Raw genomic sequence first — 12,059 nt, forward strand, 5'->3', positions numbered from 1 at the left:
GGGTTGGCTGCGTTGGCGTGCTGCCGCTGGCGCCTATTTGATGAAGTTGTACTGCAGGCTGCCCTGCACTCTTACTGTGTCGCCGCGTGCACCGTCCTGCTGCTGCAGGCGGCCGTAAAGCAGCTCCATGCCCATCGTCCACGAGGGCGCGGGGCTCCAGATCAGGTTGAAGACGCCGTAACGGCTTTGCCGGAACGCGTCACTGGCAAGAGCGGCGTTCCGCTCCAGCGTGAGTTGTCCGAAAATCAGATTCGAGCGCCACAGATCGGACCAGTAATGGGTGTAACCGACGAAGCCGCCGTGCAGATCCAGTGCCTCCAGGCGACCGTCCGCATCCACCACGGCATCCAGGCCGGAGCCGGTCAGATCAGCGGTGTAGCGGCTCAGGCCGCGGCCGCCCAGCACGCCGAACAGCAGCAAGTCGCGCGCGCCCACGGAAGCAGAACCGCTGAGCTGCAGGCCGCCGGCGATGCGCCGGTCGCGCTGGTCCTGGCCGTCATAGGCCAGACTGCGGGCCACCGCACCCATCTGCAGGTGGCCCCAATCGCGCTCCATGCGCGCGGTTACCGTGACATCCGGCAGCCGGTTCACCGCCGCCAGCGTCTCGCTGGCCCCGGCCAGTTCCGTCTCCGGGTCTTCGGCGGCGATCGTCAGCGTGCTTCCCTTGCCCAGCGCGAAACTGTGGTGGATGCCGGCCACCAGCAGGTAGCCAGCACCTCCCGGGCCTGCGAAATCCAGCGTATCGGGCAGGCTGTCGGCATCCATGAAGGTGGAGTAGCCATAACCGGCATAGGTATTGCCAAGCTGCCCATAGGCGTGGCGCAGGTGGAACTGGTATCCATCGCTGCTGCCGAAGAAATCATTCTCCAGATAGAAGCGCAGGTTGCCGTGCGTGGTCGGCCGGCGCGCCTCGAAGCTGAACCGCGTCTGCTTGGCGTGGATGTTGAAGTTGGAAACGTCGCGATGGCTGTCCCCTACCGGCATCGATGAAGGGATGAACTGGTCCTCGTCCCCCGCCCGGCGCGAGTCGGCGATGGCATCGAGCTTGGCATAGCCGCCGATGCGGATGACCGTGTCGGTTCCGGGGATGGCGAAGAAGCCTTTCAGATCCGCGTCGGTGGGGCTGGCAGCGTTGTCTGGACGCGAGGCGGCCGTCGACGGGTCCGCCACTGATTCGCGCGCCGGCAGCACCGGTTGCGCCACGCCGGGCACGCGGGTGGGCTGCAATGTGGCGGCCGTCGTCGCCGGAGCTGGGGACACGGGCGTAGCCGTAGCAGCAGGCGCGACGCCCGCATCATGCCGCTCGAGCTGGTCCAGGCGTTGCTGCATGCCTTCCAGGGCCTGTCGCATCGCCGCAATCTCACGGCGCAGCGCCTGCGCGTCGTCGTCGGCAACCGCCTGCGCCTGCAGCGGCGCAGCGGCCAGCGCGGCCAGGCAGGCAAGACTCAGTACTGCCATGCGCATTGCATCCCCCGTGCACGAACACTCGCCACGCGATGCCGGACCGCACGCGTGCGCCGTCCTGGCTTCGCTCCGCCGTTGCTGGAAATACGGATACTGCGATTAAGACAGACGGTCGCCGGCAGGTTCGCACCGCCGATGAGGCAGCGACCGGAGCAGTCTGGGTAGCAAGCGCAGAGTGAGAGTGTCGTGAATTGCGATGCAGGCATGCTCTGGGTAGAGCCCTGCGTGTGCAGCAGTGCAGAAGCGATATCGCTGTATTTCATGCGTCACAGGCTAGTGCGCACGTCGTTTTTGGCCTTGATTGGAATCAAGGCACGATGCTTGATCTCAGTCACGATTCAGACGTGACGGCGAGCAAGCACTGCGCAGCCGTTCACACCGTCATGGCCGTACGAACGCAGCAGGCCCGCACGTCTCCGCGCGGGCCTGCTACGTTGACAGCCTGCATGCAGGATCACTTTTCAGCGTGGACCCAGCACCGTCTGCAGATCAGCACCCTGTGGAAGACCGGAGCGACGCTGCACCTGGCCCTGCGCATCCTGGAACAGGATGCCCGGCGTACCCTGGAAGCCCATCTCGATCATCAGGACCTGGTTGGCATCCAGCTTCCCCGCGATCTCGCGGCTGATGTTCGGCAGCGGCTTGATGCCACCGCGGTCGAACTGGCGCTCGTTCTCCAGCAGCGCCGCGCTGGGGTCGCGTGCGGCCAGAATCGCGGCCGCCTTGGCCGGGCTGTCCTCGCGGATCACACCGACCATCACATGACGCAGCTGCACCTTGCCGGCATCCACCCATGGGCGTGCCGCCTCCCAGAACTTGTGGCAGTACGGGCAGTTGGCATCACTGAATGTGTAGACCACGCGCGGTGCGTCGGCCTTGCCATCCCGCACCCATGCACTGGCGTCCAGCCTGCTCCACATCTTGGCCGACATCGGCGCGGCCACCAGCTTTTCCACTGCATCAGCGGCGACATCGTTACCCTCGGCATCGAACAGACTGCCTACCACCACGTGCTTGCCGTCCGCGGTCACGTAAGCGGCGGCAGGCTGCTGGCCACCGACCACGCCGGCAAAGCCGCGCAGCCCACCCGGTGCGTCGAACTCGGCGACGACCTCGAAACCATGCTTCTCGATGCCCTTCAGGACCGCCGGGCGATCCTCCTTGGCAGCGGAGGCCGGCGCACCGGCTGCCGGCGCAGCTCCTGCCTTGCCCGGTGGCGTCTGCGCCTGGCTGCAGGCGGCCAAGGCCAGCAGGGCCGGCAGCAACAGCACCGCAGGAACGGTGCGCAGGGAAATCAACGACATGGGAACTCCATAGTGGGATGCCAGCGCAGGCTACCGCAGCCGGCGCAGTTTGTGTTCAAGCCCTGCCATGGTCAGTTCACCCAGATGCAGCTCCTGCAGGCGTCCGTCAGCATCGAAGAACAGGGTAGAAGGATACGCCTGCACCCCGAGCGCCGCAGATGCGGCAGCATCGTCATCCAGCAGCACGTTGCGCAGCTGCAGGCGTTCGCCGGCAATGAAACCCTGGACCTCGTCCAGACTTTCTCCCTGATTGAGGAACACGAACCGCACATCGTCATGTGCGTCCTGCGCGGCTGCCAGCACGGGCATTTCACGTCGGCACGGACCACACCACGTTGCCCATAGATTCACGACCACGGGTTTCCCGCGGAACTGCTGCAGATCGATGACACGGCCCTGCAGGTCCATCACCTCCAGCCTGGGCAGCGGCATATGCCGCGCCTGCCACCCGGACACGCCGTGAGTGGCTGCGCCCCACAGCAGCGTACCTGCCAGCGCTGCTGCCAGTACCGGCCGGCGCAGCGCGGGATGTCCACGCAGCCGCCACAATCCCCACGCCAACGCAGCCATCAGCACGACGACCAGGTGGTATCCGCCATCGGTGATCTGCAGAACGCTCCATGGCGAGTCGCGATACAGCGCCGCATTGACGGCGACGAAGCTGATGCGGCCACACAGCAGCCCCACCAGCAGCATATCCAGCACCATGCCGGCCGCCGAAGGCTGCGGTCCCTGCGCACGGCGACCGGGCCAGAGCCGGGCGATCGTCATCGCAATCAGTACACAGATCAGAATCAGAACGACCGGCATCGGCACCGGCCCAACGCTGGACATCATTCCACCCACTCAACGATCGACTGACCGCATGGTCGAAGCGTCGCGCCTGCGATGCAAGCGCGACGACCGACCGTCAATCGTCAAGCCGCGCTGCGCCCCATCTGAATGCCCGGCGTCGGCGCCGGCGCCAATCCGCGCAGGCTCCCTGCCACGGAGGGCAGCAGCGGGCGTTCGCGGCGCTTGTTGCTGACGTGACGTCGATAGTTCGCCGGCGTCATGCCGACGATGCGCAGGAACAGACGCCGGAACGCACTCTGATCGGCATAGCCGACCCCCCAGGCCACCTCATCGATACCCGCCCCCTGCTGCAGCAATGTCTGCGCCTTGGCCACCCGCAGTCGCTGGCAGTACTCGATCGGACGCAGCCCGGTCGCTCTGAGGAAGCGGCGCTGCAGAGTGCGCGGCTCCAGCCCGGCCACTTCGCAGATCGAAGCAAGCGTGGCGCCGCGCGCCGCCGTGGTGTGCAGCCAGCGCTGGGCCTTCAGCACGTCGCGGTCCCCATGGGCGAAGTTGGCGCTGAAGCGCTCCAGATCCTGCTGGATCGGTTCCGGAACGGTGATCGCGAGCTGCGTGGCCACCGCGCTGGCCACGCCCTGACCGAACAGCCGGTGCAGCAGTCGCAGGCCGAGAAAGCGCCATGCCTGCACACCTGCGACGGTCAGCAGATCACCATCGTCCACCAGTGCGCGTTCGCTGGGTACCCAGCTGACAGCCTGCGCCACCAGTCCGGGATGGCGGCTGAGATCCGGACCCGACACGGTCCGGCCCGCCAGCAGGCCGGCCCGGGCCAATACGCTCACCCCATCCGCCGCGGCCGCCAGCAGACTGCCGCCGTCGTAGTGCGCACGGAGCCAGTCGAGCAGGATTTCATCGGTACGAAGAGAGGCCGTCGAACTGACCTGGCCCGGAACCGCGATCACCGCGGGAATGGCCGCGTCCAGCATGTCCGCGCCCGCGATGCGATGTACCCCGCTGCGGCTGGCCGGCACGATCCAGCGGGTCACCAGCACCCGCTTGAACGGGCGCCGCTGCTGCTGCGCCACGCGGTTGGCCACATGTGCCATTTCAGCCAGTACCGATGCTGCCGACGGGTCGCCACCGGGGTACTCGACCACCCCCACTTCAACGAACCCCTCGCTCCTGATTCCCTCCACGGTGCACCTCCTCGGTTCTGGCCAGCGAATGACCGGTTCAGGTGCAGGGTAGAAAGTGCTCCATCGGCGAGGCTATGAAGAAAGTTGCAAAGTGCACTGGATGCGTATCTCACACATCGCATTGACCCTGGACCAGACTCAAGGGTTCAGAATGGCGACCGGAAACCCGAGGAATTCCGCCATGAACATTGGTCAGCTGGCGCGCCGGGCCGGCGTCCCGATCGATACGGTCCGCTACTACGAGCGCCAGCAGCTCTTGCCCACCGCGGCACGTTCGGCCGGTGGCTACCGCATCTTCGGCGAGCAGGACCTGCGTCGCCTGCGTTTCATCCGCCGTGCGAAGGCGCTGGGTTTCAGCCTGGAGGAGATCGCTGAACTGCTCGCACTGAGCGACCAGCACCAGCACGACATGGGCAGCGTGCGTGACACCGCACGGACGCGCCTGCGCGACATCGAGCAGCGCATGAACGAACTGCAGCGCATGCATGCGGCACTGTCGCAACTGGTCGAGGCCTGCCCTGGCCACGGTGCGCTGGTGCACTGCCCGATCCTGGTGGCGCTGACCGAAGACGGCGAGTGACCAGGCACCCGGCGGAACGATGGCGCACCCGGCCGCGGACGTGAAGAAAAGTGCAACAAATGCTTGCCAACCCCAGGGGGCATCGCTATTATTTCGCTCCTCAGCGACGTGGGGCCATAGCTCAGCTGGGAGAGCGCCTGCATGGCATGCAGGAGGTCAGCGGTTCGATCCCGCTTGGCTCCACCAATCTTTCGGCATTAGGCCGTCGAAAGGTCGCTAAAGAACATTGATGAGAATTGCGTCCCCATCGTCTAGAGGCCTAGGACATCACCCTTTCACGGTGGCGACCGGGGTTCGAATCCCCGTGGGGACGCCACTCATCACGAACAACGAGGACCCGGCCGATAACCGGGTCTTTTTTGTTCACCGCCAACCGGCATTCAGGTTGTGGCGTCACGGTGGTCTCCCGGATCGTATGCGGGGCGCCGGAACGAAAAAAGCTCAAAAGGCTTCCACAAACGTGAACACGCAGGTATGATAGGCGGCTCGGTAACACGGGGCCATAGCTCAGCTGGGAGAGCGCCTGCATGGCATGCAGGAGGTCAGCGGTTCGATCCCGCTTGGCTCCACCACTTTCGACATTAGGCCGTCGAAAGTTCTACAACTTGAAGTTTTTCGTGCGTCCCCATCGTCTAGAGGCCTAGGACATCACCCTTTCACGGTGGCGACCGGGGTTCGAATCCCCGTGGGGACGCCAGTTTCAAAAGGACCCTGCTCCCGGCAGGCATCCTGGTTTCATGGGGCCATAGCTCAGCTGGGAGAGCGCCTGCATGGCATGCAGGAGGTCAGCGGTTCGATCCCGCTTGGCTCCACCACTTTCGACATCAGGCCGTCGAAGGTTCTACAACTTGAAGTTTTCGTGCGTCCCCATCGTCTAGAGGCCTAGGACATCACCCTTTCACGGTGGCGACCGGGGTTCGAATCCCCGTGGGGACGCCAATTTCTGAAAACCCCGGCTTCGGCCGGGGTTTTTCTTTTCAGAAGCGTCGATACATTCCGATCGAGGCTGGCGCCGTCGGCGCGAATCCGTACTGCGCATACAACCGATGTGCCTCGCCATCGGCGAGCAGGCTCACATAGGCCGAAGGCGGAAGGTTGGCCTGCATCCATTCGTCCAGACGCCGCATCACCTCCTTGCCCAGTCCCTGCCCCTGCAACGGCGGCAGCACGGCGATATCGCAGACCTGCAGGTGGCAGCCGCCATCGCCGACGATCCGGCCCATCGCCACCAGCTCACTGCCCTGATAGGCGCAGACACCGAACAGGGTATTGGGCAGCGCACGTGCAGCCGCTTCGGCGGTCTTGGCGCTGAGCCCGGCCAGCGCCCGGAGCTGGCAATAGGCCTCGACCGTGGGCACGCCTTCACGGAAATGGCAATGGGCCGGATCGTTCATGCGGAATCTCCCTGAGTGTCAGGCTATCCTGCCGCATCCGCGTCGCAGCCGCCGCGACCGACCCCGACAGATATCGCATGTGCTACTCCGCTTTGATCCGGGCCGACTACGCCAAGCTGGTGCGCGAGTTCGGTGCCGTGCTGTCGCTGGAGGAGTTCGCCGCGCTGTACGCGTACGACCCCGGCAAAAAGCAGCCCAGGACGCCCAAGGCCATGGATGACGGCTTCGCTGGCGCGCGCACGGAGCTCGGCCGCGACATCGTGGCCCGCATCCAGCGGTGGCATGCACAGGAGCAGGCCACGCTGGAAGCCGAGCTGGCCCAGCAGCGCGAACGCCGCGACATCGCAATCGCAGCCCTGGCCACCCGTCCCACACTGAAGGCGCGCAACGAGCTGCGCATCGCCGGCAACCGCATCGATCGCGCGCAGACCCGGCTCGACGACCTGCATCGCGTGCAGCTGCTGCCACGCGACAACCGCATTTTCCCCGGCACCTACGCGCCGGTGATGGTGAGCGAGAACGGGCAACGGGTGATCAAACCGATGCGCTACCGGTGCCGTCTGCCGGATGCGCCCGCGCGCAACGACGTGCTCTATCCGGGCAGTTACAACGCCCGCCGTGACAGCCTGGAAGGCTACTGGCGCGGCGCTTTCGGGCAGCGTCATGGCGTGGTCGTCATCCAGGCCTTCTACGAACACGTGTCCCGGCACGCGGTTGGCGGACGCGCACCGGCCCCTGATGACAGGACGGGAGATGTGGTCCTTGAGTTCCGCCCCGACCCGCCCCGCGACCTGTTGGTAGCCTGCCTCTGGTCCGAGTGGGACGGCCCCGAAGGACGCCTCCTCTCATTTGCGACCATCACCGATACGCCGCCGGCCGATATCTCCGCCGCCGGCCATGATCGCGGCATCGTGCCGATCCGGCCCGAGCACCTCGATGCATGGCTCAATCCGGAACCTGGCGATCTGGCCAGCCAATACCGCATCCTCGACGATCGCGAGGAGATCCGTTACGTCTTCGAGGAGTCCGCCTGAGCACGCACTGCGGCCGGATCGTCCGGGCACCGCGCCTGGATCAGGCGCGGGCGCTGGAATGCCCGACCGCGCGGGCCAGCGCCTGCGACAGCTCCGCGGACAGGTAGGGCTTGACCAGCAGCACACCCGACTGCATGGCCTGTGGCAGCTGCTCCGCCGACATGCCGGTCGCGAGCACGAAGGGCACGCCGCGGGCGGCCAGCGCCGCCGCGACCGGCTCACTGGTTTCCTGGTGGGCCAGGCGATAGTCCAGCAGCGCCACGTCCGGCGTGGTTTCTTCCAGCAGCCTCAGCGCTTCGCCGACGCTCGCAGCCAGCCCCACCACCTGTGCACCGGCCTGCACCAGTTGCATCTGCAGCAGGGCCGCGCTCATCTCGTCGTTCTCGACCACCAGTACCCGCAGGTCCTGCAACGCCGCCATCGATTCCCGCTCCTGTGCATATCACGCCGGCGCAGTATAGCGATCACGGGGGCAATGCCGGCAGATTCGGCCGCAATCGTCCCGCGCCGGGCAGCCTCTATGAAAGTGCGCTCGACCTCGGGTAAAATCACCCGCTGCCTGCCGGTGTGGCGGAATGGTATACGCAGCTGACTCAAAATCAGCCGGGGGCAACCCCATGAAGGTTCGAGTCCTTTCACCGGCACCAGAACACCTTGCGAGACAAGGGTTTCAAAGAAGATGGCGTAATGGAGTCGTGAATCTTCCGGCTCCGCCCTTTTTCTTATCTCTCTTCTCCCTCGCTACACCCCGCGCCGCAACTGCTGCAGCGCCGCCCTCACCCGCGCCTTCTGAGGATCCCTCGCCCTGGGCTTGGTCTCTGCCGGCGGCCTGCGTGGCTCCAGCGCTTCCTTGATCCGTGTCAGATCCAGCGCCCCAGACTCAGCCAGGCGCCGCGCCTGTTGCTGCTGCTCGCGTGTAGGCGGCAGGCCGGGCAGTGGCGGCGGCAGTTGGAACCGCGTGCTGTCCGTCAGCCGGGCGACGGCCTCGCGCAGGGGAAGGTCGGGATAGAGCCTGGCCGCGCACCAGCGCTCGGCGTACCGCTTCGCCTGCCGGACGCTCGCCGCGCGCACTTCCTTCACCTGCCACATCTTCTGGCCTTCCATCCACAGGCGCACGCCGACACCACCATCGGGGGCAACGCTCGCCGTTTCCCGGCCGTTGTACCAGAGCGCCCAGCGCTCACCGGTCTGGACCCAGCCGGACGGGATTGGGGCGGTGCGGAAACCATGGTGGACGTGCGCAGGAAGCATGGCCGGAAGGATACGACCGGTGGTCGCAGATCCTGCGAACGGGGCGACTACCTGCCTGAATCGTTCGAACTGAGTGCTGGCGCGGCGCTGCTCAGACGCCATGATTGAGCAGACGATGGCAGCCGCTGAACAAGTACAAATCGTCTCCTGGCACGCCGGTGCTACCGCGCGAAGCTGCACTTGGCTGGCTAGGGCCGCTCGCAGATCTCGGCAGAAAACGCTGCTCTTGAACTAAACGACGTGCTTACACACGAGGTGCCCGGACGCGCTGCTGAACACAGCGCGCGCAACTTCAGAGGACGTTCAAGCTGCGTGCCGCGCAACACCTTCATGCGGCCGCAAAAAGTGCATAGACAATTTGACTAAAAGCACCCAAAAACCACGCTGGGTAAGCACTGCTAGTCGATCCGGGTTGTTTCGTTGAAAGTCGTCAAACGAAAGAGACTGCACCTTGTCCAAAAGTGCAACCATGTCTTCCTCAACATTCGCACCTCTGGGGATGAAAATGAGGTTGCTCTTCTCCTGACGCCTGATGGCCCGAATCGTATCGTTAAGAGCCAAGGGAGCCACTCCACCATCCCTTAACATCTGCTCGTAGCTTGCCAGCTTAAGCAGGGGAGCCACCGTAAGATCCAACGGAACAGGCCGGGGATTGTCGGGGCTGGCGTCACAGGAGTTCGATACCAAAAGCACACGGCGGGGCACGATTTGGACGCCAGCCTCGGTCCGGCTAACGCAGGGAACGCCCGCATATACATCACCCTGCAAAGGACTGTCGTCGTGATTGGCAGCGATCATACCGCGGCCGGCCTGCATTTCCTGCAACTCTTGCACGACCGCCTCTAGGTTCTCCCTAAGCAAATTCTCACTCAGAAAGACCTGCAGCTCCTCTCTCGTCCACGGCATCTACTAATCCCAGTAGGACTCGAAGTTACGGGACACGATCGCCTGAATCTCTCGATCCAACGGCGACTGCGTAGCCTGCAGGAAAAGCGCAGCACCCAAAATCATGTCTTCCATGAAAGCACCGCCTGCCTTCACGCCCATAGCGGCCATGTCGCCTACCGAAATGGTGCCAGCAGACGACTTCACGATGCCCGCGCTAACTCTTTCACCGGGCACTCGATCGCGTCGCGAGGAGCTGGACGAATCAACGGGGAAGAGCTTGTGAATTCTGCTGCTATGGTGGGCGAACGTACTAGAGCCCGCAGTCCAATAGGCAGCGGGCGCAGGGCCAGTGGCACCGGCGGTCGCTGACATCAACAGTACCGCTAATCCTTTCTCAAACATGGCGTTTACCCCTGCCGTAAGGTCTCTACTGCGTTCCTGGCGGCTTCATAGCCGGCAGCAAGCATTTCCTTGACCGTTGTCGCGTTCGTACTGTACTGCGGACGAGCATTGAAAGCCAAGCGATCGTTGTAGTCGCTTACTATCTCGACCCCACATGCACCGATGGTGTCCTCATTGATCCTGGGAATGCCGTCAGCGGAATTCAGCGACTGCTCGTTCAGTGTTATGAAGGTCTGCAAGGCTACGTTGTTAAAAAACCGATCCTGCTCATCCAAAGACCACCTGCATGAGAGCTCGTTAGCTTGCGTCGTAAGAAGCTGCCTGTCAGCAAAAACTGGGGCCAATAGAGCTACCGAGTCCCTTCTACTATCGGCGGGGATACGGAAAACTGTAGTCACCCCTGCGAAGTGAGGCGAGGAATTACGCCAACCGGCGGAGGCAATGCTAAAAAGCAGATCGACCTTGGAAAGCAAATACTCCCGACACCGATCAGCATTTTCCGCCCAGTCTGGGGAGTAGTTGGCATTGAACGTAACACTAACCTGTGAAACCACGACTTGGGTGTGGCCGCCTTGAGAGGTGAACACCACGCGGGGGATTTCAGCGTCAAGCTCGTCCGGCACAGGAATCAACTGAGGCTGAGCAAAGCCGCCCAGAGAGTGCTGTTTAATCAAATCCTCGATATCGTTGACCATGCGGCGAATCGAAAGATTGCGCCCCATCGTTAGGCTTAAGCTATGACGTACGAGCATTGAATCCACAGTGAAACCCTTTAGTGTCGCAGTAAAAGGCCTACCTACAGTGTAAGACGCCTGAAGCGAACGCGATCACCATGTAGCTGACGCGGCCTCTCTATTGTGATGGTCGGCTTAACAATTTCGGCGCGGCGAACCGCCCATTATGGCCGTCTGGCATCCAAACCTTCAAGGGGAGGCCGAACGTCGGCTGAATGGATGCCCCGTCTAGCCTGGGTGGGTACTCGCGACCATACCTTCTACACCATCTTCATGGCCTCCTAGTAAAGGTGGCGCGAACGTATGGTACGAGGATCCCTGATGTGCGGTCGCTTCGTCCAGCTCCCCGTCGTCAACTTCGGACAGGCCGAGCTGGCTGACCTTGCCCCGGGCCTGGCCGAGATCCAGCCCAGCTACAACCTCGCCCCGACGCAGCGGGCGTCGGTGATCCTGGACCGCGGCGAAGGCCGGCAGGTCACCCGGCTGGCGTGGGGACTGCTGCCGTTCTGGGCCAAGGCCAAGGGCCTGCAGGGCTCAACCATCAACGCCCGCATCGAGACGGTGGCCACCAAGCCTGCCTTCCGGACGGCGTTCAAGAAGCGACGCTGCGTCATCCCGATGGCCGGCTACTACGAGTGGTCGGTCAGCCCGATCGACGGGAAGAAGGATCCGTGGTTCATCCACGCGGCCGAGCCGCTGCTGGCTGCCGGCCTGTGGGAGGACAGCAGCCCGCTGCTGCCCGAAGGCAACCTGGGAACCTTCACCGTCATCACAGGGGACAGCAGCGGCGTGTCGGCAGACATACACGACCGCATGCCGGTCTGGCTGCTGGCCAGCCAGATCGATGAGTGGATGGCAGCCGATCCCGACGATGCGATGGCGATGCTACTGGCCAGCGAGCCCCCATCCATGGAGGCCTACCGGGTCAGCCGGGCAGTCAACACGCCTAGGAACAACCGCGAGGACCTGCTGCAGCAGGTCGAGTGAGAGGGGCGAGGCAAGCTCTCCCCTGCCCGC

The 12,059-nt window shown here is 64.0% G+C and carries 12 protein-coding genes and 7 tRNA genes; 10 read left to right on the top strand and 9 right to left on the bottom strand.

What is annotated here, in order from left to right; translation table 11 throughout:
• Positions 1–33: 33 nt before the first annotated feature.
• The 4 genes from N8888_RS11130 to N8888_RS11145 form a co-directional block, all read right to left on the bottom strand.
• Positions 34–1,464, bottom strand: a complete 1,431-nt coding sequence (locus N8888_RS11130; RefSeq protein WP_263174750.1) for a DcaP family trimeric outer membrane transporter — start codon at positions 1,462–1,464, stop codon at positions 34–36.
• Between the two features lie 461 nt (positions 1,465–1,925).
• Entirely contained in the window at positions 1,926–2,768 is an 843-nt protein-coding gene (gene dsbG, locus N8888_RS11135) for a thiol:disulfide interchange protein DsbG (protein WP_263174753.1), read from the bottom strand.
• Positions 2,769–2,798: 30 nt separating this feature from the next.
• Entirely contained in the window at positions 2,799–3,602 is an 804-nt protein-coding gene (locus N8888_RS11140; protein WP_128990824.1) for a TlpA disulfide reductase family protein, read from the bottom strand.
• Positions 3,603–3,685: 83 nt separating this feature from the next.
• A complete protein-coding gene (locus N8888_RS11145) occupies positions 3,686–4,759 on the bottom strand; it encodes a GlxA family transcriptional regulator (protein ID WP_065182735.1) in 1,074 nt (357 codons plus the stop codon).
• Positions 4,760–4,940: 181 nt separating this feature from the next.
• Between N8888_RS11145 and N8888_RS11150 the strand changes: the two genes are divergently transcribed.
• The 7 genes from N8888_RS11150 (at position 4,941) to N8888_RS11180 (ending at position 6,278) form a co-directional block, all read left to right on the top strand.
• Positions 4,941–5,339, top strand: coding sequence for a heavy metal-responsive transcriptional regulator (locus tag N8888_RS11150; protein ID WP_263174756.1), 399 nt, complete (start codon positions 4,941–4,943; stop codon positions 5,337–5,339).
• 110 nt (positions 5,340–5,449) lie between these two features.
• Positions 5,450–5,525, top strand: a tRNA-Ala gene (locus N8888_RS11155).
• Between the two features lie 54 nt (positions 5,526–5,579).
• Positions 5,580–5,655, top strand: a tRNA-Glu gene (locus N8888_RS11160).
• A 180-nt stretch (positions 5,656–5,835) separates the two neighbouring features.
• Positions 5,836–5,911: transfer RNA gene (locus N8888_RS11165), tRNA-Ala, on the top strand.
• Between the two features lie 49 nt (positions 5,912–5,960).
• A tRNA-Glu gene (locus N8888_RS11170) sits at positions 5,961–6,036 on the top strand.
• Between the two features lie 42 nt (positions 6,037–6,078).
• Positions 6,079–6,154: transfer RNA gene (locus N8888_RS11175), tRNA-Ala, on the top strand.
• 48 nt (positions 6,155–6,202) lie between these two features.
• Positions 6,203–6,278: transfer RNA gene (locus tag N8888_RS11180), tRNA-Glu, on the top strand.
• Between the two features lie 38 nt (positions 6,279–6,316).
• On the opposite strand, the gene N8888_RS11185 is transcribed toward N8888_RS11180, so the two are convergent.
• Positions 6,317–6,733 carry a GNAT family N-acetyltransferase gene (locus N8888_RS11185; protein ID WP_065182734.1) on the bottom strand — a complete coding sequence of 139 codons (417 nt, stop codon included), beginning with the start codon at positions 6,731–6,733 and terminating at the stop codon, positions 6,317–6,319.
• A gap of 77 nt (positions 6,734–6,810) precedes the next feature.
• Between N8888_RS11185 and N8888_RS11190 the strand changes: the two genes are divergently transcribed.
• On the top strand, positions 6,811–7,767 hold the full coding sequence (locus tag N8888_RS11190) for an SOS response-associated peptidase family protein (RefSeq protein ID WP_053520435.1): 957 nt from the start codon (positions 6,811–6,813) through the stop codon (positions 7,765–7,767).
• A gap of 40 nt (positions 7,768–7,807) precedes the next feature.
• Here the strand turns inward: N8888_RS11190 and N8888_RS11195 are convergent, their stop codons facing one another.
• The gene (locus N8888_RS11195) at positions 7,808–8,188 is read right to left on the bottom strand and encodes a response regulator (RefSeq protein WP_053520434.1); all 381 of its coding nucleotides are present in this window, start codon (positions 8,186–8,188) and stop codon (positions 7,808–7,810) included.
• A 140-nt stretch (positions 8,189–8,328) separates the two neighbouring features.
• Between N8888_RS11195 and N8888_RS11200 the strand changes: the two genes are divergently transcribed.
• Positions 8,329–8,414 (top strand) — tRNA-Leu (locus tag N8888_RS11200).
• A 94-nt stretch (positions 8,415–8,508) separates the two neighbouring features.
• Here N8888_RS11200 and N8888_RS11205 read toward each other — a convergent pair.
• From N8888_RS11205 to N8888_RS11215, 3 genes are all read right to left on the bottom strand, one after another.
• A complete protein-coding gene (locus tag N8888_RS11205; RefSeq protein ID WP_263174762.1) occupies positions 8,509–9,018 on the bottom strand; it encodes a hypothetical protein in 510 nt (169 codons plus the stop codon).
• Positions 9,019–9,321: 303 nt separating this feature from the next.
• A complete protein-coding gene (locus tag N8888_RS11210) occupies positions 9,322–9,924 on the bottom strand; it encodes a hypothetical protein (RefSeq protein ID WP_263174765.1) in 603 nt (200 codons plus the stop codon).
• Positions 9,925–10,313: 389 nt separating this feature from the next.
• Positions 10,314–11,003 carry a hypothetical protein gene (locus N8888_RS11215; RefSeq protein WP_263174768.1) on the bottom strand — a complete coding sequence of 230 codons (690 nt, stop codon included), beginning with the start codon at positions 11,001–11,003 and terminating at the stop codon, positions 10,314–10,316.
• A gap of 360 nt (positions 11,004–11,363) precedes the next feature.
• Between N8888_RS11215 and N8888_RS11220 the strand changes: the two genes are divergently transcribed.
• The gene (locus N8888_RS11220; protein ID WP_263174771.1) at positions 11,364–12,029 is read left to right on the top strand and encodes an SOS response-associated peptidase; all 666 of its coding nucleotides are present in this window, start codon (positions 11,364–11,366) and stop codon (positions 12,027–12,029) included.
• Positions 12,030–12,059: the final 30 nt, after the last annotated feature.

It is taken from the genome of Stenotrophomonas maltophilia (genome assembly GCF_025642255.1).
GTDB classification, from domain to species: Bacteria; Pseudomonadota; Gammaproteobacteria; order Xanthomonadales; family Xanthomonadaceae; genus Stenotrophomonas; species Stenotrophomonas maltophilia_P.